Consider the following 20,344-nt stretch of genomic DNA (forward strand, 5'->3'; position numbering starts at 1 on the left):
AAAGCACTATTTTTTGCCTATCTCTACTTGTTTTGTAGGTAGTAACATTCGGATTGGGACAAACTTCACCATTAGCGGTAAGGCTATTGCAGTCAAATACTTAAATTCTGCCGTCTTAAAAAATACAAGAACATAGATGACGTTTATTACAATAACAACAACTATCCCTTTCACAATTAAGGCTACTAGACTACTCGTAGGAAGCAGGCTTATGATTGCAAATGATGCTGAAAATGCTGCGAAGCCTATTACAGAATACAAAAAATAGGTTATATAGAAATGACTAAGAGACTTGAGGAACACTTTCTTATATACAAGATAAGGTGTTGTCCAGAAAGGAACAACTATAGCACTAATAAATCCTCCAATAAATACGCCAACGAGACCTAGTTCTTTAACCAGGATATAAGATAGAACTAAATTAATGAAAGCTTGTATAAGTGGCGCATACCGATCCTCATGGAAAATTCCCGCTGTTGTTTTTACTGTTGTAATCGTATTGCGCATCCCTCTTTCATAAAACATAACGATTAAAACGATAAGAATAATATTACTCATCAGAAATTCTGTTCCAAGCCAAATTTTAATTAAAGGTTGAATGAGCAAATACATTCCAATTGCGAGCATAGAGTATAACCAGAAACTCATAAGTAACATTACCTTATAAATGCTAAACACTTTATCCGCACTCTCTTTGGCTACTAAATTGCCAACACTATGGTATAAGTTACTAAATATTTGATTAATAAAAGTTCGACATATATCAATTAACATTCTGTAGTTGGAGTAAATGCCAACCGCCTCAATGCTAACAAATTTCGCAATAAAAATGCTTTCAACGCCGAATATAAAATACGTACCGACATTTTGGATAAAAATAGCTTTCATATTTTTAAGAAAACTAGCCTTTGTTTCGGGATCCAGTACATCTGCCTTACCAAAACGAAGATACGGATATTTACGATCCACTATCCGTGCAAGTATGATAGAAGTTGCAATCGTGATTACGCTATCTGCTACCAAATATAAGATAAAGTTTTCGGTATAGACGAGAATAGCAATTCTAATACTCGTTGAGACGATGGATGAGATCGAGAACACAGCCGTCACTATATAATTTTTTTGGTTAACATTTAAAAAAGAATGTTTGTAGACAAAGAGATATGGTAAAGCTGTGTTCAGCAAAAAAATGACGTACACCCACTCTAAATGCTGTACATGAGTGTCACCAACGATTTGATCCAGAAAAGGTAAAATCATAACGCCTAATGCGACTACAATCATTGCAATTACCCGGTACGTATTTCTGTACATTTTCATTAGTGCTAATACTTTGAGCCGATTACCTTCAGCAACTGGCTTATAGAGATTATAGACAATACTCGATCCGATACCCGCTTCGGCAAGCGAGAGCATCGCAAGAACACTTGTAAATAGTGCATTTACCCCAAGATATTCAATGCCAAGGCTATGAATAAACACCGTTCTCGAAACAAAACTTAAAATCGTAATGATAAGTTGATTAATTAAACCTGCAGACATATTAAGCAATGAATGCTTTACCCTCATACCTTACTCCATTCACGTTGTCCTTGCGTAGAAACATTAACCTCTGATTCGTTAACTTTACTATACAAACGTCCTAATCTAATCACAAAACCTTGAGTAAACGGTAAACTGTCAAAGAGTGTAGAATATACACCAATATCCTTTGTATCCCCTTGAGAAAAGTCCACTGTACCGTCTCGTCTAGTGACACCTTTAAGATAGTTTATTGCCTTTGTAACACTGTTCAAACTATTCTCTTTCAACTCATCCAAAGCAGAAGCTCTCAATAGAAACCAACTTAACATAACGGTTGTGGATGAATCCGAGCGGCTTTCCTTTCTCGTAACAGTCCAGTTCCAACTGCCACTTGGCTGTTGCCATTTCATTGCAGCATTTGCGAAAGAGGTAACAATTGCATTAAGTTCCGATTTATAAACATGGTTACTAGGCAATTCAGTCCACATATCGATTAACCCAAGCGCAAACCAGCCTAACCCTCTGCCCCATCCTAATAATCCTAGTGGTGCAGCAGTTTTGACATCGTAGGCATGGTAAGGTAATCCTTCTTGCTTTTGAAAACCATGCTGAACATAGGCGCGAATTTGTTTCATAGCAAGATCTATACAGGATTGTTCCCCAAACTTCATTCCGTAAGCAGTCAGAAATGGGCAAATAAAACCAATTGTGTCCACATAGCGATAATCATTCATCGATTTTCTATAAAGAACAGTCTCTTCTGTCCCCATATGCTCTTTAATTAGTTGCAAAGTGGCGTCAAGAGCTGGTCGGTACTGTTCAAGGTTAATGCCAGGAACCTTCATAACAGAATATGCCAATATCGCCGAATCCACATGACGAGGTGCTACTTTCCACTCGCCCTTCTCATTAAACTTGGATGCTAAAAATGTATCTATTGCTTTTTTGTCCTTATTATCTAGCACTTGCTCAGTCAATCCGAGCAGCAATAGAGCTTGTTGCCAATCCTGTAACGTTGCAGCAGAATATTGACCTTTCACTCTCTCTAAAATAGTGAATCGAGTATGGTCGGTCACTTTAACCTTGGGCGTATCGTTAAGCCATTTGACTCCTACTTGCGAAATAAGTTTATTCCATTCTGAAAGATCAGAATGCCTTCCGATGTGAATTCGTCCTAGCCATGTTCTGAAAATAGGATAAATATCCAAAGAAACGATGACGATTACAGCGATAAATACTACAGTTGCTATAGCTCCTGTTACTAAACTTAATCCCATACAAGAACCCACCTCCAATCTTATTAACAAAATCGATTCAACCTACCCACTGATAAAACTTATTCACTTCACTTTCATTATCTAACGACTCATCTTTAAGATTGTTAATCAACTTCTGTCTTAATTCATTATTAGTGATCAGTTCCTTGATCCCATTGCTAATCGATTCTGCATCTTGTTCAACAATCAACCCATTTTCTTTATGAGTAATTTGATCATAGATTGCTCTAAAATTTGTTGACACGATCGGCTTTTGCAATATTTTTGCTTCTGTAATGGTTAAACAGCGTCCTTCGTTCAAAGATGTTTGAACATAAATATGACAGTGTTTAATATATGGGTATGGATTAGATTGAACCCCTGTTAGTATTACAGTATCCTGCAATCCTTTTTCATCAATTAGATGCTCTAAACGTTGCCGATCCTCTCCTTCTCCAACGATATACCATTTGATTGGTATACCTTCCTTCTGGAGAAATCGACAAGCTTCAATAGCTAAATCAAACCCTTTAACTCTGTTTAATCTCCCCACAGAAACAATATTAATATTGTCAAACGGCAAAGGAGTTGTCTCATCTGCCATTGTATAAATCGTTCTCGGTGTAACGATATTGTGCATCAACTTTATTTTGGAATGAATATCAGGAAACATTTCCCTTAAGGAACGAACACATTCCTCTGATACGGTTACAAGATGATCAAGTTGTTTAAAGTAAGGCTTGTCGATGACTGCGTCCATTCCGTATGCTTCATATTCACTATGTATAAACCCCAGTTTACTTTTGGCATTCACTTTGTCTATTACATAATAGATTGGTGACTTCTCCAAATAGCCGATAGCAGCATCATATTCTTTTTCTAGTAAAGGGAATGCCTTAGAAACATAACGCCACATTCGTTGCTCGCATCTTGCCCTGTTTTTCTCTGTACGCATTAGAATGGCTGATAGTACCCTAGATGCAAATAATTGCAGTTTCATGTTCCGTAATGAGAGTACTAATGCTTTCTTAATTGGCATATCAAAAACAGTATAATATTGCGGTTCCTCCAGTAAATTCACCTTAGGCGGAATTTTATTTAAAAATAATCCTTCGTGCTTAAAAAGAAACAAATCTACTTCAAATTTGTCGTAATCAATACTTTGTAACAGTGAGAGTAATGACTTCTCAGCGCCACCACAAGTCATATTATTCATTACGAATAACAGCTTTTTACGCATATCTGCATCCCCTTACCCTAACAACTTGTAAAGTTTTTCGATTTCCCCTTCAGTACCAAGCTGCAATAAGGAAAGATTTTGTTGCAACGTATTGCGTAATTCTCGATCATAAGCCAGTTCCATAATCTGCTCAGCTACCGCTTCTGCCGTCATATCAACGATAAGACCATCTACGCCATGGCAAATTTGATCTTTAGCCGTACTGAAATTTGTTACGATAATTGGTTTGTTTAAGATTTTCGCTTCATCAATAGCGATAGACTTTCCTTCGTATCTGGACGTCTGCACATAGATATCAGTTTGCTTAATAAACGGATACGGGTTAGTTTGAAGCCCTAACAATCTAAAATGTGAACCTAGTTCATAATCTTCAATTAATTTAGTTAGTCGTTTCCGTTCTTCACCTTCCCCTATAACATTCCATTGTACTTTGCATCCTTTATCTACTAACAATCGGCATGCTTCGATCGCTAGCTCAAATCCTTTCTGTGGATGAAGGCGGCCAATCGTTAAGATTACCAGTTCATCATTAAGCCGACTAAAGACATCAGAAGAGGTTTGATTGGCTAGTTTAGCGATAACGGTTGGCGATACAATATTTTGGATAACACTAACTTTATTCTCTTGCTCTTGAAAAGCCTCTTTAAGCGAGACTGCACATTCATCCGATACGGTAACGATATGATCCAACTTGTGGAAATACGGCTGGTCAAAGTTTGGATCTATTTCTAGTTTGAAATAATCGTTATGTACCCATCCAATTTTGGACCCTGCTTGTACTTGGTCTACACAAAAGTATATGGACGTCTTCTCTAGAAATCCTATCGCAGTATCATACGTCTTACCCACTTCATTGATACTTGCGGACAAATACTTCCATGTATCTTGTTCTCTTTTCCCGATGGAATGGGAGGTACGATTAAACAGTGCATATAATAATCTAATATAGGCTAGGCGGACGTTTCCTTTTGCAAGAAACTGTTTAATAGATGTTCCTAGTGGCAATACAAATGATTGATAATTCGTCGGCAATGGCAATATCCGAACTTGCTTAGGGACTAGTTCCATAAACATTCCTTCGGGATGTAAAAGAAATAAATCCACATTAAAGCGGTCATAATCAATCTGTGTAAGTAAATTTACTAGACTTCGCTCGCCACCACCTGCTGCCAAACTCGGAATGACAAACAATAGATTCTTTTTCATATGCTATCAAGCCAGCTCTTTCAAGTAATCTACAGCTTTGTGAGACATTTTTTTGATCTTTGGCATAGACTCTTTTAACTTAGCTTTGATGACTTCCTCTTCTCGCACCATTTCATCAAACGAATCTTTAAGAATATTAGCATGCGATAATTGCTTCAGATCAAGTACCAGCTTCTCTTCTCCGAATATATCTTTGGCAATTCCTTTGGACTTCACGCTATATCCTAACACCATCGTTGGTACATAATTGGAGTAGGCAGCGATCGTTGCGTGTGTTCTTGCGCCAATAAAAAATCTCATTCTCGCAATGTAACCTTTATATTGAATAGCTGATAAATGATCCGGCAACAAAATAACCCGATTCGTAGATTTAAACTGCTCGTAAATTTGCTGTAGTACAACATAATCATTATTGCCTTCGTAAATGACGTGTGGTGTTAAAGCAATCGTCATCGTCGTTTCCTTCAAAATGTGTTTAATTAATTGATTAACTGCTTCGCGAGACTTTTCGTTCAACTTAGACACTAACGGGCTAAAGTTAATGCCAACCGTGTTGCCCTCCTGCCAGCCTTCTGGCAGTGAAAGCTCTTCCTGTTCCATTGTGAAGGCGGGGTCAGCCGAAAGTTTAACTTTCTTTAAACCTTTAGAAATCAACATGTTGTAAGTTAATGTTTCACGTGCGATGATCAGATCAAAGCGTTTTAGATCCTCTAATTTCTCATCAGACATATCTTCTTCTCCAATAGAACAGCCCCATAATACGAGTTTTTTTCCTTGTTGCTTTACTCTGCGATCAATTTCATACCAGTTCGGTTGCTCTCCGTAACAATAGTTATCTCCACCGATAGACATAACGATATCCATGTCCTTAATATGACGAATCGTGTTTTTCTCAATAACACCAAGTGCATATCTTTCTGATCGGAACAGCTTATTCTGAATCGTAGCTACTAGCCACTCCTTAGAAAACTTTCGAATCCCTACTGCCGACCCGTCATAAATGCCATCTAATCGTGTTAACAATTTGTCCGTTTCTGGTTTATGCGATGCCAAATATACTTCTGATCCGTTTATTTGATCCTTGATTAAATTTGTTGAAGAACGGACGATAGCTTCGCAACCTCTATTTAAACTTCCACCATGTGCAAACATCATAATTTTCATCGTTTACCCTCCATTACTCATTTCATTTCTATACCTGCTGTAAGCTGTTAGGCAATATAGCCCTAATGTTGATTTGATTTTAATAAAAAAAGTCATACACTTTTCGTATCTACTTGCATCCTTTCTATGCTCCACATAAATGTGAAAGGCTTCCCTTACTTCCTTCTGTTCTAGAGCTCTGTTTACGGCACTGTATCGTCTCCAGAAACCAAGCTCTTTAGTCGCATTAAAATAAATATGAATATATGAAATGATCGCTTTCATTAACTCGATTGATTTCAGAACCTTAATTTCGGATGGGTCAAACTGACTAGCGTATACGATAGGATAATCCTTTCTAAACACTTCTATTGCATTTCCGAAGTAGTCCATCTTCGCTATGTTATGTGTAGCACTACCCTCTACTTCTCGGTAGTGATAACCTCTATAATCCAAATAGACAATTGTGTTCGCATAACTAAAAATGTTCATATTAAAGTCCTTGTCTTCACCTAAAGCCATCCCATGCTTAAATGCCACTACATGCTGCTCAATCAAATCTTTACGAAAAATTTTGTTCCAAACAGCGTTTAAGGCTGCGGTCCTCATGAAAATGGGAAGTATATTTTTTTGAATATACGATTTGTTCAAGCTAGTATCCGATGGAAAATCATAACGAGTTAGAACGGTTTTCCCGTTCATCTGACTTTCGAAATTGGATATGACAACATCGCATTCATTCCGGCTAGCAGCTTGATACATCCTTTCATACATATCAGGTTCAACCCAATCGTCTGCATCAACAAAACCGATATATTCACCTCTTGCTCTTCTAATGCCCTCGTTGCGTGCCGTACTAACGCCTGCATTCATTTGATTGATGAGGATAATTCTATCGTCTCTGCTCTGATAGCCTTTAAGAATAGCAGCGCTACTGTCTATGGAGCCGTCGTTAACAAAAAGGAACTCACATTCTTGAAGTGTCTGTGCCAGAAGAGATTCCACACATGCAGGCAAATAAGTTTCAGCATTATAAACCGGGATAATGACACTTACTTTAACGTTCAAGAATACCCCCTCCTGCTAGATTCAGTACCCATTAACTGATACAGTTTCGCGAGCTCATCTTTATTGGTGAAGTCTCTCTCTAAGCAGTGATTAGACAATCGTTCCCGCACTTCTGGATGTGAATACAGATACGCAATACCATCAGCGATACCCTCTTCAGTTAGTTCTGCTATATAACCATCTACATTATGAGTGACTTGGCTTGATGCAGTCGGATAACGAGTGATCATAACAGGTTTCCCAATAATTTGTGCTTCCGTCACCGTAATCGCTTTTCCTTCATAACGTGATGGCTGCACGTACATATCACATTCTGCCATGAATGGATATGGATTAATTTGTTTGCCAAGCAGAATAAATCGGTCTTCTAATCCATATTGTTTGATGAGTTCCTTAATGTGAGGCTCATCACCGCCATAACCAACTACGTACCACGTTATGTCCTTTATTCCACGTTGCTCCAACAGCTTTAGTGCTTTTACAGCTTGGTCAATTCCTTTTGCATGTGACAATCTAGCAACTGTAAGCAGCTTAAATCGATTGTCTTCCTTCATCATAAGAGAATGCGACTTATCTCTGGAAAGTAATCGAATGGACTCTGGTGACATTACATTTTCTATCACAAATACACGATCTCGAAGCTCACCATATCTAGTTAAAAATGATTCTTTGCAAGCTTCAGAAACGGCAATAATATAATTAAATTGCCGCCACATTCGCAAGTCCAACTCGACATCAACTTCTAACGTTGAATAATCCGTATGAATCCATCCTATTTTTTGGGTAGCATTCACTTTATTCGCTACATAATAATGTGGCCATAAATAGCTGATAGCTACATCGTAATGTCGATCTCTGCGTGGAAGAAAAGGTAAAGCATATTTCCACATCAGCTGTAGTTGATAGTACCCATTTTCCGAAAACCCCTTTTTGCTACCTACATAACTTGCCTGCAATTTTGACAAAATTCTCGTCACACCAAGAAAAAAAAGCCCTTTCTTGATTGTTTCTAAAATAGAGTAACGGAAACTTGCATATGTCGGAATCTCTTCTAGCAGCGTTGCCTTGTCTGATAGTAGATGCATAAAGTCCCCACTATGCCTAAATAACATGAGGTCAACTTGTTGCCCGGAATAGTCATATTCTTGCAACATGCTCGCTAAACTTCTTTCTACTCCTCCTACTTCCATATCGTAGGAAGCTATTAAAATATTTTTCATATTTCCTCCGATAGTATAGGTTATTATCTACGTAGCTATTTTTCTCGTCTTTCGCCAAACCCATAAGAGCGGCCGCAAAGGAAAATATAAAAAGTGTAGATTTTTCGGCAATGGAAGAGTCTCAGCATCTTCTGAAAAAGGATGTAACATACTGGCGAAAAATACGATCTTTTGACGACTTGTCATTAATGCAAGTAAATACCGTTTGTGATACCGTTCGACATCTTTTGGCACCGGTGGACTATGCAAATTCACCATTCTTTTTACATAAAACATGGTGTCCTCCGCCAGCCACTCTGCTTTACGAGTAGTCAAAATCGGCCGAACTTCCTCTTTTAGTGGTACCGCGAGTAACTTAGCTGCCAAAGAAATAGCCTGGCCGCCAATATGTAGAAGATGATGCTTACGTAGCAACACTGCAAGCTTCGTCCAGTCTATTTTTTGTTTCATTAACTGCTTAATATCCAAAAGCCAACGTAATCGCGACCAACCATGTCGCGCTCCATGTGAGACTAAAAATAAAAAGAGGTCTTCTCTACCTAAATAATAGATAGGCCTGCTAATTAAGGAGCTTTGACGCTTTCGATCCCATAATTCTTCGAAACTTGGTTCTATGGAAGGTGACGGATTAAGTCTCCAATGTACTTCAACCTTGATACCCTTAGTTGGATGGTTAAACGTTATATGATGATGTCTCCATTTCCAATCGTTGAGAACGGAAGTGATATAATCATTTTTTTCGTAACCTTGCAACAATAACATTCGTTCCACTTGCTCCAGTTTGTTCATAGGTACGAGAAAATCCAGATCACATGAGGTCCTTAGAGATACATCACCATATAGGTCTGCTGCAATAACTGGCCCCTTCAAAAACAAAACCTGGATGTCACTGCCGGAAAACAACGTAGCAAGTTGCTCCATCTCTCCGCATAAATTTAGCATTTGCAACGTATTTCGATAATAATCCCTATGGAATAATTGGAGGACAAAAGAAGGAATGTGCGCTGATTTTAATTCTTTCAGCTTAAGGTTGATAGAAGGAAATACACGATGATGCCTCGCTAGTTCAATAAAAAGAGACCAATCCACTTCTTGCAATAGCTCCCATTGCTCAAAGGTCGGCTCTGATTGATCATCCACTTCAAGTAAAGCTAGCAATAATCTCAATTCTTGAGAAAAAAGGTCCGTAGCATATCCAACTTCGTTATTCATCACAATCTCCCTCACAACAATTAGCTAATAACGAACAAACTGAATAATTTTTGTTCTATAAAACGAACACATGCTCAGAATATCATCCTATTTTTGATCTGTCAATTGCTTTACTGTTCTTTTCCCATTTCCATCTACAAATTCTATCCATTATGCTAGAATGGAAATGTTTAGTATTTCTCGCAAAGAAGGAGTTGTTAGTGTTGCAATCTATTGTCGTATTTGGAGCAGGTGGTCATGCAAAAACGGTCATTGATGTTATAGAAAAACAAGGGCTATATCGTATCATTGGACTACTAGACTCCAATAGGTCTGCTCATGATGTCGTTTATGACTACAACATATTAGGTGATGAAAGCTGGCTTTCGCTTCATTCTGATGCCATTGACGGAGCAATTGTTGCCATTGGAGACAACTGGACACGTAGCTGCATCGTTTCCAAACTAAAGGCATTTGTACCAACACTTTCGTTCATTACTGCAATTCATCCATCTGCAGAGCTAGCAAGAGGAAGCCGTGTAGGTGTTGGATCAGTCGTAATGGCTGGAGCAGTGATTAATAGTGATGCTACTGTTGATGAACACTGTATTTTATACCCTCACACTTCAATTGATCATGATAGTAGAGTTGGAAGTTTTGTTAGCTTTGCTCCACAATCAGTTACTGGTGGTAATGTTTCTATCAACGATTATACTGCAATCGCGATAGGTGCTACGATTGCTCACGGGATAACCATTGGCGAACATAGTGTTATTGGTGCTGGTGCAACTGTCTTAACTAATATTCCGTCGCACACGATTGCCTATGGTACTCCAGCTCGAGTCATACGACCTAGAGGGATCGGAGAACGTTATCTTTGAATAGTAACTTGCACAGTTTCAGCAATTACCCTTTCAACAACTTCAATCACTCTCATTTGATCTTCTATTCCCAAATTTGAGCCCGAAGGAAGACATATACCCGATTGGAATAACTTTTCACAAATTGATGCCGCTTCTAACGTTGGATGAGGGTAAAATCGTGTTCCTTCAAACAAAGGTTGTTGATGTAATGGTTTCCAGAGCGGGCGCGCCTCAATATTATTCGCTGACAACTCATTTAAAAGCTCCTGTATTTTCCAAGCGGAGTCTTCCTCAGTGATCGTAAATGTGGTCAACCATCGATTAGAACGTGAGCCTATTTGTTCCGGCATAAACTGTACATTGTCATAATGACGAAACGCATTTACATACCGCAAAAACACATTTCTTCTTGCTTCAACTCTTTCATCCAATACCTCTAATTGAGCTCTACCTATCCCAGCAAGTATATTACTGAGCCTATAGTTGTACCCCATAACACTATGTTGATAATGTTGGGCAGCATCTCTTGCTTGTGTGGCGAGGAATCGTGCTTTATTAATGGCTTCTAAATCATTAGATACTAACATGCCTCCGCCAGAAGTTGTAATAATTTTGTTCCCATTAAACGAAAAGATACCAAAATGCCCAAATGTACCACTTTGTATGCCATTGTAAGTTGAACCTAACGATTCAGCGGCATCCTCGATAACAGGTACATCATAGCGATTACATACAGACATAATCTCAGTCATTTTGGCAATACAACCGTATAAATGAACGACAATAACTGCCTTAGGCAATTTCCCTTCGGCAGCACATTCCATCATTGCTTGTTCTAATGCTTCTGGTGACATATTCCATGTATCTGGCTCAGAATCAATAAAGATTGGCTCTGCACCAAGATAACTTATTGGGTTAGCACTAGCGATGAAAGTAAAACTTGGGCAACATACGAGATCGCCTTTTCCAACGCCAAGAAGTTCCAACGCTAAATGAATAGCCGCTGTCCCGGAACTAACAGCTGCTGCTCCTTTAATACTTACATAACTCGCAAGTTCACTCTCGAATGCATCAATATTAGGGCCAAGAGGAGCAATCCAGTTACTTTCGAACGCCTCATCAATATACTTTCGTTCATTCCCACTCATATGTGGGGGGGACAAATAAATTTTAGACTTCTCCTTCGCTAACAACAGTTATCTCATCCTTCCTTATTAGTTGCTTTGCCTTCGAAAAGCGGCATCGTAACATGTTTTCCATTACTAATTCCTTCAGAATGTACGACTTTTTTTATAGTCATCATCACTATTTTTAGATCGATCCATAAATTGTGATGTTCTACGTACCAAACATCGTAAGAGAAACGATCTTCCCATGATACGTTGTTTCTTCCGTTCACCTGTGCCCAGCCCGTTAAACCTGGCCTTACAAGGTGACGCTTAGCTTGCTCATCCGTATATAGCGGCAAATATTCCATGAGAAGCGGTCTAGGACCTACTAAACTTATGTCACCTTTAATAATATTGATCAGTTGCGGAAGTTCATCCAAACTAAACTTTCTAAGCCATTTACCAAAGTCAGTAAGCCTCAAAAAATCTGAAAGAAGTTCTCCCTCTGCTCCTCTTTCGTCTGTCATTGTCCTAAACTTATACACATAAAATGGTTTGCCATGTAAGCCTGGTCTTTGCTGCTTGAATAAAATCGGAGTTCCGAGCTTAGTTCTAACTAGTATCGCAATAATAGCAATGAATGGAGATAATACAAGAAGTAATGCACTAGCAGTAATGAAATCGAATACTCGTTTGATCATATTAAATTTCTCCTGATAATCTATTTAATGCTCCAATTAACGAGAAACAAACAGTTGTCTCATTCTGGAGATCACTTTAGGTCCTACTACTCGGCTAACAATTCGTTTTACATTGCTTCTTAATCGAACATGAGCAGGAAGCCACGACTGTGCAAAGTGATGAATGGAATAACTTTCATCTGTAATATAGTTTCCACCGTTGATGTAATCGTATGGACTGAAATAAGTTCGAGGATAACAGACCACACCATTTTTGAACGTTTGATACTGACCATTTAGAAGCAATCCATCTTTTTTGCATAGTTTTGATATAACTGCTGTATTTGTCATCATGTCGTAACTACCATCTGGTAGCAAAAAAGTTCTTTGCTTGTAATCTTCAAGTAACTCTTCGATCCATGGGTGACCACTAACAGCACCCATCGTTCCAGATTGTAAATAATGCTCATCCTCAAATCCGGTGAATGCTTCATGCTTTAGCAGCGGATCAAGCGACTTAATAACTTCTACATCAGTATCTAAGTAAATACCGCCGTATTTGTGCAACGCATATAACCTTACATAGTCACTTACAAAAGCAAACTTTCGAGCAGCATAAGCCTCCTTAACATATGGACTTGATTCGATATCAAAGTTGTCTTCATTCCACTCCATCAATTGATATCCGTTTAGATTTTTTGTCCAGCTCTTCATACACTTCATAATCTTCTTCGACTTTTCCCCACGCCCAAACCAACAGTAATGAATGATTCGGGGAATACGCTCATTATTTTCCATATAAGCTCCTCCTTACTAGAATGGCCAACTAATATAGTCACTGTCATACTTAAGATCCAAGATGATGACATTTTCATAGAAGTAATAGAACAAATAAAGTGAAATCATAACGATGTAGACAAACTTTTGATCCTTTTCTCTAAAAAGTTTAATAATCCATCCGATTAATAGCAGTTGATATACATTGAAATAGATCGCTAATCGCGCAAAAATCCAGTTCTGTGTAGCAATAATCATCAATACCGCACCTATTAGAGATAAATTAACGACTATATCTCCACCTGGGAATATGGCACGCAACTTCTCTCTCCCCATAAATGCGATAAATATCGGAGCGATCGTTACGAGTAAACGAATAACGTTTGCTCCCCCTTCTTGAAAGTCTTCGTAATATCCATATTGCGTATCGGCTATTACATCGAAGAGCACATCCCATAAAAAGTTATAACCCATAACAAATAGTACTGCGCCTAACAGAAGTCCGATCGTAGTACTCGTCCAAGCTTTTCGCCTTACAATAAAATAGATCGGAATCATAATTAATGCACTTTGATGGAATACCGATGCAAACAATACGACTATCAAGTATGCCTTCCAGCGTCCCTCTAACAAATACTTAGTTGCTGCAAATATAATAGCGGCTGCCATATATTGCCTCAAGCCATTCATAGAAACGATAAATGCTCCTGAAGTAATATAGACGAACATACTAATTTCGAAGAGACGTGCATATTTGTAAAGCACAGCGACTATTAAAACGTTAGTAACAAACGCTGTTATAAACAATAAAAGTTGCGGGTCATCTGTTATTTGTTTCAGTACCATTTGTAAAAGATTAAAACCAATATCTTTCCCTTTCAAAACTGCTTCCAAACTAAAGTCATTTACTTCATAGCCGTGCATGTAGAGATAGGTATCACCAATTGAGTTACGTAGACCTGAGACTACAACAAGTGATAATGCAACGACGCCAGCTAACACTTTATTGGGTTGAATGGTAGTAGGGCCCATTCCTCCTGAAGTAGAGAAATATCTAGACATCAAAGCGAAAAAAAATACGATTACTAAACTAGCCCACATTATAGCCATTTATTTATCCCCATAATGTTTCTTCCTTTCTCGTTTTGAAAGCAATAAAACAGTATAAGAGAACCCCCGGTGGCACTGCTAGTAGAGTCATCCACTTCATCGGTGAATCTTTTAACCATTGCTTGTTTCTAGAAAGGATACTGCTGGAGACATAATGGATCGCTTGACGAAACTTATATGACAGACCACATAGTGGAGATTCCATCAACGCTTTCCGATAAAAGGTAAACCCTTTAGGATTACGAACATATTGTTTTAACATATTTCGAGATGAACCATCCTCCATATATTCCACAATGCATAATACTTCATTGAGCAGAAGCAGAGGGTATTGCTCATCTAGTTTGTAATATTTATAGGCAAGCCCAACATATCGTTCATCTGGAAAGATGGGATATGGAAATTGCGTCGTTAAAATAGAACGATAAACTAGTTTTTTATCTCCACGTACACCATGTTTATTGTAAAGATCAAATAGGTTTGAACGGCTAAGTTCAGTCGGAAGTTTCGTTCCGATGATGGTATCATCACTATAAGCGTCTAATGCTACAAACCCACTAACTTCATTGCTACCATTCTTATCCCAAAAGCTAGTAATCATTTCAATTGCCCGATCAGATAAATAATCATCTGAATCTATACATACATTAAGTTCAGTCGTGATCTGCTCATAAGCGGTGTTATGCGCACCATGCATACCTTGATTCTCCTGTTTAACATATCGGATACTTACAGCGTCTTCTAACTGCCATACCTGCACGAGAGACTCCGTATTGTCAGTTGACCCATCATCGATAATTAACCATTCAAAGTCGTCGCATGTTTGACGTTTCATACTCTCATACAAACGACCTAGGCAATATGCTCGATTATACGTTGGCGTAAAGACGGTTACGGTTTTCATTGTCCACCTCTAGTAATTGAAAATAGTATTCCTGAATCCAACGGGCAGTAGCCCTTATGTCATAACCTACACTCTCTAACTGTGAGCTAGTTATCATTCGCTTGTTCTTCTGCTGCTCAGACGTAATGGCAATTACATATCCTTCTATTGAGCGATTGGAGACAAATTTCATAAGACTTAAGCCCAAATCAGCTTCTTTAGATATAGCATCAGAAACGATACAAGGAATACCCATCGCTTGTGCCTCTATAAGCGTTACTGGTAGCCCTTCATGATGTGATGGAAATACAAACTTATCAAATGCCAGTAATAAGCGGTCTACATCTGCTCTCACACCTAGAAACTTGACTTTATCCGCTATGTTTAATTCAATAGCTTTTTTTTCCATCTCAATTCGGAGAGGTCCATCACCTATTAGAATCAACAAACTATTGTTATGAACTTGTAACAAGCGACTAAATATATCAAGCAATTGTGTATGATTTTTCTGGTGATTGAAACGGCCAACATGCCCGACGACAAGAGTATCATCTTTAATCGATAACTCTGATCTAATAGCATTCCGCGCAAAGTCTGAATAAGTAAACCGAATAGGATCTACACCATTTTTTAATAGTTCTACTCTCTTGTTACGTCCCTTAAACAGCCATTTACCAGCATCTTCGGAGCAAGCAAATCGATGTGTTGCAGAATGATCAATGTACAAACTAGCGTAACGTTTGTACAGTCTAGCCATCCATCCGCCTTCACTTCTTGTATTGTGACTATGAGCGATACGAACGGGCACACCAGCATTTTTTGAAGCTCGTAACATTAATCCGCTCATTCGATCCATATGTACATGTATGACATCGTACTTATTATTGGAATCAAAAAACTCTCGAAGTACTCTTTGATATCCGAAGTGACCTACTTTATCGATGTAAGGAACTCTATGGATTTGTCCGCCAAGTGAAATAATTTCTTCATCAAATACGCCTTCTTTACTCGTAAGAAAGTCAAATTGTAATTTGCTTCGATCAATATGCCGGTACAAATTCATCAATAATGTTTCGGCGCCGCCTCTGTTCATATTAACTATGGCATGGAGAACTCTTATTGGACGTTCCACTCCAACCTCTCCTTTCCGTCTCTCTCTTGCTCCGTCATAAACGTGTTATATATCCCTTTCAGTTCATCCTTAACAGAATCTAACGAATAAACTTTTACACGTTCCAAACTTCTTCTCCCCATCTCTAGCCTTGACTCATGAAAGGTATAGAGGAGTTGCAAGCGACTAGCAAATGCATCGACATCACTAGGATCAATTAGAAAACCGTTTTGCCCTTCCTCCACGAGTTCTATATGCCCTCTATTATTCGTAGCCACTATTGGCAATCCGCTTGCCATAGCTTCCATAATATTAAGAGGGAGCCCTTCCCTTAGGCTTGAGGCAACAGCAACATCACACATTGGAATAAGCTTGCGCATATCATTCCTAAATCCTAAGAAGTTAACCATATGAGATACACCAAGTTGCTGGGTTAATTCACGGCAACTCTCTTGCGTTGATCCCTCGCCTGCCAAAAGTAGTCTTGCTTCTGGCACCTTCTCTTTCAGTTTTGCAAGTGCATGAATGAGCAACTCGTGATTTTTGTTCGTGTTAAATTCAGCTCCATAAATCATTAAGAAGTGATCCGAACTATAGCCAAGACTACTACGGAGCTCTCTTTTTCTCTCTTCCGTAATCGGTGAGTACATATTTGTATGTACACCAACTCCATGTACATGATGAATTTCGCGCGCTCGAAATCGACTTGCTAGCGCTCTACGGAAATCCTCACCATTAATGGTGATGAGACAATCCGTAACAGAAGCAAGCATTTTTTCGATTGGATAATAAAAGAGCCAATTCATCTGAGGTGCACCTTTATAAAAATGAAAGCCATGAGCAGTATAAATGACTTTCGTGCCCCTTTTTCTGGCGCCCCTCGCCGCCATTCGAGCCAGCGCGCCACCCATTGGCGTATGGCAATGAATAATGCTATAGTCCTCTTTATCTATAATGGATTTTAATTGTCGATAAGCTTTTACATTCACCACTTTGAACGGCGATCGCTGGATTGGAATATTGTATTTGTGATCAACGTGCGGTAGCACTAAATCACCCTGAGCAACAACATGAACCTCCCACCCCTGCTTCTGAAACCATTCCATTACAGGAAGATGAAATGCCTTAAAGTGATAATCCACAGTTGCACAAAACAATACTTTAGGCTTCATGGCGTGCAGCTTCCCTCTCCATTGTTCGAGTTAAATAATCAAGCAACTCATAACGTAGATCTTCTCTTTGAAGAGCAAATTCAATGGTCGTCTGGATGAAGCCCATTTTTTCGCCTACATCATATCGTTTACCTTCAAACTCATACGCGAACACAGCTTTACATTTATTTAACTCAGCTATCGCATCTGTAAGTTGAATTTCCCCACCTGAACCAGGCTCCTGATTTCCTAATATATCGAAGATCTCAGGTGTCAAAATATATCGTCCCATTATGGCCATGTTGGAAGGTGCTGCTTCTTTGGATGGTTTCTCCACCAGGTGATTAATACGGTGGAAGTTAGACTCCATCTCCATGCCGTCTACAATGCCATAACGTGATACAGCATCTTCATGCACCCTTTGAACACCAATAACCGAAGAACCGTATTGTTCATACTTTTCGATCATCTGTCTAAGGCAAGGCTTCTTGGCTGAGATGATATCATCTCCAAGAAGAACAGCAAACGGCTCATCTCCAATAAACTTTCTAGCACACCATATCGCATGTCCTAGTCCTTTTGCTTCCTTCTGGCGTATGTAGTGAATATCGACCATATCTGAAGACTTTCGAACCTCTTGCAACAGCTCGAATTTGCTTTTCGCAGCCAACATATGCTCAAGTTCCATTGAATTATCAAAGTGATCCTCAATTGCCCGCTTACCTTTACCAGTCACTATAATAATGTCTTCGATCCCTGATTCAATCGCTTCCTCCACGATATATTGGATAGTTGGTTTATCTACAATCGGCAACATTTCCTTAGGCATCGCTTTGGTAGCAGGCAAAAACCGTGTACCTAAACCCGCCGCAGGAATAATCGCTTTCCTAACTTTCATCTCGATGGTCAACTCCTTTTTTTCATTATCCAGTTACTGTTGCAAGCTTTTGTCTTGATTCCGGCAATACATGATTAGCCAAATCAAGTAGACGAACTCTAAGTTCTGCTTGATTCATCTTTGGAAATTCCTCAATCAATGCTTCTATTTCATCAAAATAGATGTCGGATGCTTTTCCGATATAAATTTTCGGATACACTTGCTTATCCATAACCTCATCATCTTTCAGCATCTCTTCGAATAACTTCTCACCCGGTCTAATACCTGTATATTCAATGCCAATCTCATCAACCGAATAACCAGACATTCGTATAACATTTTGTGCGAGCTCCGTAATTTTTACTGGATCTCCCATGTCCAGAACAAAAACTTCTCCGCCCCTTGCTAAAGCCCCAGCTTGAATAACTAGTCTTGATGCCTCGGGGATCGTCATAAAATAACGAACCATGTCAGGATGTGTTACAGTAACTGGACCTCCATTTGCAATCTGCTTTTTAAACAAAGGTATAACACTTCCTCTACTTCCAAGCACATTGCCAAAGCGAACAGCCACGAACTTCGTCTGACTAACTCTTCCTTTATGTTGAATAATCATTTCTGCAATCCGCTTCGTTGCTCCCATAACGCTAGTCGGATTTACAGCTTTGTCCGTTGAAATCATAACAAAAGTTTCAACTTTGCTCTTGTTTGCGGCTCTTGCAGCATTAAGCGTACCTAACACATTATTTTTGAAAGCTTCTTCTGGATTACGTTCCATAAGTGGAACATGTTTATGAGCTGCTGCATGATAGACGACATGAGGACGAAGTGCCATCATTACCGACATCATCTTATCTGCATCTTGTAGATCGGCGATTTCCGTATAAAACTTGATGTTCGAATCCTTGTATGTTTCCTTCAATTCATGCTCAATCGCGTAAATGCTGTTTTCTCCATGACCTAATAAAATAAGCTTTTCTGGTAGAAAACGTGCAATTTGTCTACATACTTCCGAACCAATTGATCCGCCCGCCCCTGTGACGAGTACAACCTTTTGCGTAACGTATCCTGAGATACTCTCAATATCTAACTCGACGGGCTCACGACCAAGCAAATCTTCCACTTGCACATCACGAAATTCTGTAACCGATATTCGTCCTGTAGCTAAATCTTCAAGCATGGGGATGATCTGCGTCTTTGCACTCGTCTTCGCACATTCTGTATAAATGTCGTAAAGCTGTTTTTTGCTTAATGACGGAATGGCGATAACAATATTGTCGATGTTCAATTCCTTCGTTCTGGCGACAATGTCCGAAACTCCACCACAGACGGGTAATCCCATAATATCGAGCATTTTCTTGTGAGCATCATCATCAATAAACGATACGGGGAACAACTCAGTATCTGAATTGTTCATTAGTTGCCTCGCTAGCATCGTACCAGCGGCACCTGCCCCAACGATAAGTGTTCGCTTCTGTTTACCGTTGCTCCTATTCAAGTTCCCTCTCACAACTCGCCAAACTAATCTAGAGCCACCAATTAACAGAACATGAATCATCCATGTCACTGAAAGCAGTTTTAATTGAAGATCTCCCATAACGAGCAGTTGAACGAGCCCCGTAGACAAAAAAGTTAATCCTATCGCCTTAACGATAATGACAAGTTCTCCTACACTGGCATATTCCCATGCTTTCTTATACAGCTTGAAATAAAGAAAAAAGCAATGATGAAATAAGAGGAGTGCCCCTGCTTGAATGTAAAATGTATTGCTGCTTGTTTGAGCAAAGTCTAAAAGCCAGCTACTAATGTAAAGTGCCAATATAACAATTAATGAGTCGAGCAAAAGTAAAAGTGACCGTCTACTTCGATACGTCATTTCATGTTCATCCTTTCTTTTCTAACACACAACTTTTCCGCTATTGTGCTTAATAAAGA

Annotated in this window: 18 protein-coding genes; 1 reads left to right on the forward strand and 17 read right to left on the reverse strand. The window is 39.0% G+C overall.

Annotation, left to right across the window (positions count from 1 at the left end):
• Positions 1-6: 6 nt before the first annotated feature.
• The 8 genes from I6N90_RS05630 to I6N90_RS05665 are packed head-to-tail and all read right to left on the reverse strand — an operon-like array spanning position 7 to position 9,869.
• Positions 7-1,569 carry a lipopolysaccharide biosynthesis protein gene (locus I6N90_RS05630; RefSeq protein ID WP_197934480.1) on the reverse strand — a complete coding sequence of 521 codons (1,563 nt, stop codon included), beginning with the start codon at positions 1,567-1,569 and terminating at the stop codon, positions 7-9.
• On the reverse strand, positions 1,566-2,801 hold the full coding sequence (locus I6N90_RS05635) for a glycoside hydrolase family 88 protein (RefSeq protein WP_197934481.1): 1,236 nt from the start codon (positions 2,799-2,801) through the stop codon (positions 1,566-1,568). The genes I6N90_RS05630 and I6N90_RS05635 overlap by 4 nt, the downstream gene beginning before the upstream one ends.
• Before the next feature lie 37 nt (positions 2,802-2,838).
• Positions 2,839-4,020 carry a glycosyltransferase gene (locus I6N90_RS05640; RefSeq protein ID WP_197934482.1) on the reverse strand — a complete coding sequence of 394 codons (1,182 nt, stop codon included), beginning with the start codon at positions 4,018-4,020 and terminating at the stop codon, positions 2,839-2,841.
• 12 nt (positions 4,021-4,032) lie between these two features.
• The gene (locus tag I6N90_RS05645; protein ID WP_197934483.1) at positions 4,033-5,226 is read right to left on the reverse strand and encodes a glycosyltransferase; all 1,194 of its coding nucleotides are present in this window, start codon (positions 5,224-5,226) and stop codon (positions 4,033-4,035) included.
• Between the two features lie 6 nt (positions 5,227-5,232).
• Positions 5,233-6,390 (reverse strand): polysaccharide pyruvyl transferase family protein, encoded by a 1,158-nt coding sequence (locus I6N90_RS05650; RefSeq protein WP_197934484.1) that lies wholly within the window; start codon positions 6,388-6,390, stop codon positions 5,233-5,235.
• 3 nt (positions 6,391-6,393) lie between these two features.
• Entirely contained in the window at positions 6,394-7,437 is a 1,044-nt protein-coding gene (locus I6N90_RS05655) for a glycosyltransferase family 2 protein (RefSeq protein ID WP_197934485.1), read from the reverse strand.
• Positions 7,434-8,657, reverse strand: a complete 1,224-nt coding sequence (locus tag I6N90_RS05660; RefSeq protein ID WP_197934486.1) for a glycosyltransferase — start codon at positions 8,655-8,657, stop codon at positions 7,434-7,436. Before I6N90_RS05660 ends, I6N90_RS05655 begins: the two co-directional genes overlap by 4 nt.
• A gap of 27 nt (positions 8,658-8,684) precedes the next feature.
• Positions 8,685-9,869, reverse strand: coding sequence for a nucleotidyltransferase domain-containing protein (locus I6N90_RS05665; RefSeq protein ID WP_197934487.1), 1,185 nt, complete (start codon positions 9,867-9,869; stop codon positions 8,685-8,687).
• A 152-nt stretch (positions 9,870-10,021) separates the two neighbouring features.
• Here I6N90_RS05665 and I6N90_RS05670 point away from each other — a divergent pair, with 152 nt between their 5' ends.
• Positions 10,022-10,729 carry an acetyltransferase gene (locus tag I6N90_RS05670; RefSeq protein WP_232242546.1) on the forward strand — a complete coding sequence of 236 codons (708 nt, stop codon included), beginning with the start codon at positions 10,022-10,024 and terminating at the stop codon, positions 10,727-10,729.
• Here I6N90_RS05670 and I6N90_RS05675 read toward each other — a convergent pair.
• From I6N90_RS05675 to I6N90_RS05715, 9 genes are read right to left on the reverse strand one after another with little or no spacing between them, the layout of a single operon-like run.
• Positions 10,720-11,859, reverse strand: coding sequence for an aminotransferase class I/II-fold pyridoxal phosphate-dependent enzyme (locus I6N90_RS05675; protein ID WP_197934488.1), 1,140 nt, complete (start codon positions 11,857-11,859; stop codon positions 10,720-10,722). The genes I6N90_RS05670 and I6N90_RS05675 overlap by 10 nt on opposite strands.
• A gap of 53 nt (positions 11,860-11,912) precedes the next feature.
• Complete coding sequence (locus tag I6N90_RS05680) at positions 11,913-12,518, reverse strand: sugar transferase (RefSeq protein WP_332262420.1); 606 nt, start codon at positions 12,516-12,518, stop codon at positions 11,913-11,915.
• 39 nt (positions 12,519-12,557) lie between these two features.
• Positions 12,558-13,298 (reverse strand): glycosyltransferase family 32 protein, encoded by a 741-nt coding sequence (locus tag I6N90_RS05685; RefSeq protein WP_197934490.1) that lies wholly within the window; start codon positions 13,296-13,298, stop codon positions 12,558-12,560.
• Positions 13,299-13,313: 15 nt separating this feature from the next.
• On the reverse strand, positions 13,314-14,387 hold the full coding sequence (locus I6N90_RS05690; RefSeq protein ID WP_197934491.1) for an EpsG family protein: 1,074 nt from the start codon (positions 14,385-14,387) through the stop codon (positions 13,314-13,316).
• A 4-nt stretch (positions 14,388-14,391) separates the two neighbouring features.
• Entirely contained in the window at positions 14,392-15,291 is a 900-nt protein-coding gene (locus I6N90_RS05695) for a glycosyltransferase family 2 protein (protein ID WP_197934492.1), read from the reverse strand.
• Positions 15,257-16,402, reverse strand: a complete 1,146-nt coding sequence (locus I6N90_RS05700; RefSeq protein WP_197934493.1) for a glycosyltransferase family 1 protein — start codon at positions 16,400-16,402, stop codon at positions 15,257-15,259. Before I6N90_RS05700 ends, I6N90_RS05695 begins: the two co-directional genes overlap by 35 nt.
• On the reverse strand, positions 16,387-17,553 hold the full coding sequence (locus I6N90_RS05705) for a glycosyltransferase family 4 protein (protein ID WP_197934494.1): 1,167 nt from the start codon (positions 17,551-17,553) through the stop codon (positions 16,387-16,389). Before I6N90_RS05705 ends, I6N90_RS05700 begins: the two co-directional genes overlap by 16 nt.
• Positions 17,543-18,430 carry a UTP--glucose-1-phosphate uridylyltransferase GalU gene (gene galU, locus I6N90_RS05710; protein WP_197934495.1) on the reverse strand — a complete coding sequence of 296 codons (888 nt, stop codon included), beginning with the start codon at positions 18,428-18,430 and terminating at the stop codon, positions 17,543-17,545. Before galU ends, I6N90_RS05705 begins: the two co-directional genes overlap by 11 nt.
• Positions 18,431-18,455: 25 nt before the next feature.
• Positions 18,456-20,285 carry a polysaccharide biosynthesis protein gene (locus I6N90_RS05715; protein ID WP_197934496.1) on the reverse strand — a complete coding sequence of 610 codons (1,830 nt, stop codon included), beginning with the start codon at positions 20,283-20,285 and terminating at the stop codon, positions 18,456-18,458.
• Positions 20,286-20,344 lie beyond the last annotated feature (59 nt).

Source organism: Paenibacillus sp. GSMTC-2017 (assembly GCF_016019935.1).
GTDB lineage: Bacteria > Bacillota > Bacilli > Paenibacillales > Paenibacillaceae > Pristimantibacillus.

Coding starts and splice junctions, on each gene's coding strand:
- I6N90_RS05690 (WP_197934491.1), bottom strand. CDS start 14,387: ATGGCTATAATGTGGGCTAGTTTAGTAATCGTATTTTTTTTCGCTTTG.
- I6N90_RS05705 (WP_197934494.1), bottom strand. CDS start 17,553: ATGAAGCCTAAAGTATTGTTTTGTGCAACTGTGGATTATCACTTTAAG.
- I6N90_RS05650 (WP_197934484.1), bottom strand. CDS start 6,390: ATGAAAATTATGATGTTTGCACATGGTGGAAGTTTAAATAGAGGTTGC.
- I6N90_RS05695 (WP_197934492.1), bottom strand. CDS start 15,291: ATGAAAACCGTAACCGTCTTTACGCCAACGTATAATCGAGCATATTGC.
- I6N90_RS05660 (WP_197934486.1), bottom strand. CDS start 8,657: ATGAAAAATATTTTAATAGCTTCCTACGATATGGAAGTAGGAGGAGTA.
- I6N90_RS05640 (WP_197934482.1), bottom strand. CDS start 4,020: ATGCGTAAAAAGCTGTTATTCGTAATGAATAATATGACTTGTGGTGGC.
- I6N90_RS05665 (WP_197934487.1), bottom strand. CDS start 9,869: ATGAATAACGAAGTTGGATATGCTACGGACCTTTTTTCTCAAGAATTG.
- I6N90_RS05645 (WP_197934483.1), bottom strand. CDS start 5,226: ATGAAAAAGAATCTATTGTTTGTCATTCCGAGTTTGGCAGCAGGTGGT.
- I6N90_RS05670 (WP_232242546.1), top strand. CDS start 10,022: ATGCTAGAATGGAAATGTTTAGTATTTCTCGCAAAGAAGGAGTTGTTA.
- I6N90_RS05635 (WP_197934481.1), bottom strand. CDS start 2,801: ATGGGATTAAGTTTAGTAACAGGAGCTATAGCAACTGTAGTATTTATC.
- I6N90_RS05675 (WP_197934488.1), bottom strand. CDS start 11,859: ATGAGTGGGAATGAACGAAAGTATATTGATGAGGCGTTCGAAAGTAAC.
- I6N90_RS05685 (WP_197934490.1), bottom strand. CDS start 13,298: ATGGAAAATAATGAGCGTATTCCCCGAATCATTCATTACTGTTGGTTT.
- I6N90_RS05630 (WP_197934480.1), bottom strand. CDS start 1,569: ATGAGGGTAAAGCATTCATTGCTTAATATGTCTGCAGGTTTAATTAAT.
- I6N90_RS05715 (WP_197934496.1), bottom strand. CDS start 20,285: ATGACGTATCGAAGTAGACGGTCACTTTTACTTTTGCTCGACTCATTA.
- galU (WP_197934495.1), bottom strand. CDS start 18,430: ATGAAAGTTAGGAAAGCGATTATTCCTGCGGCGGGTTTAGGTACACGG.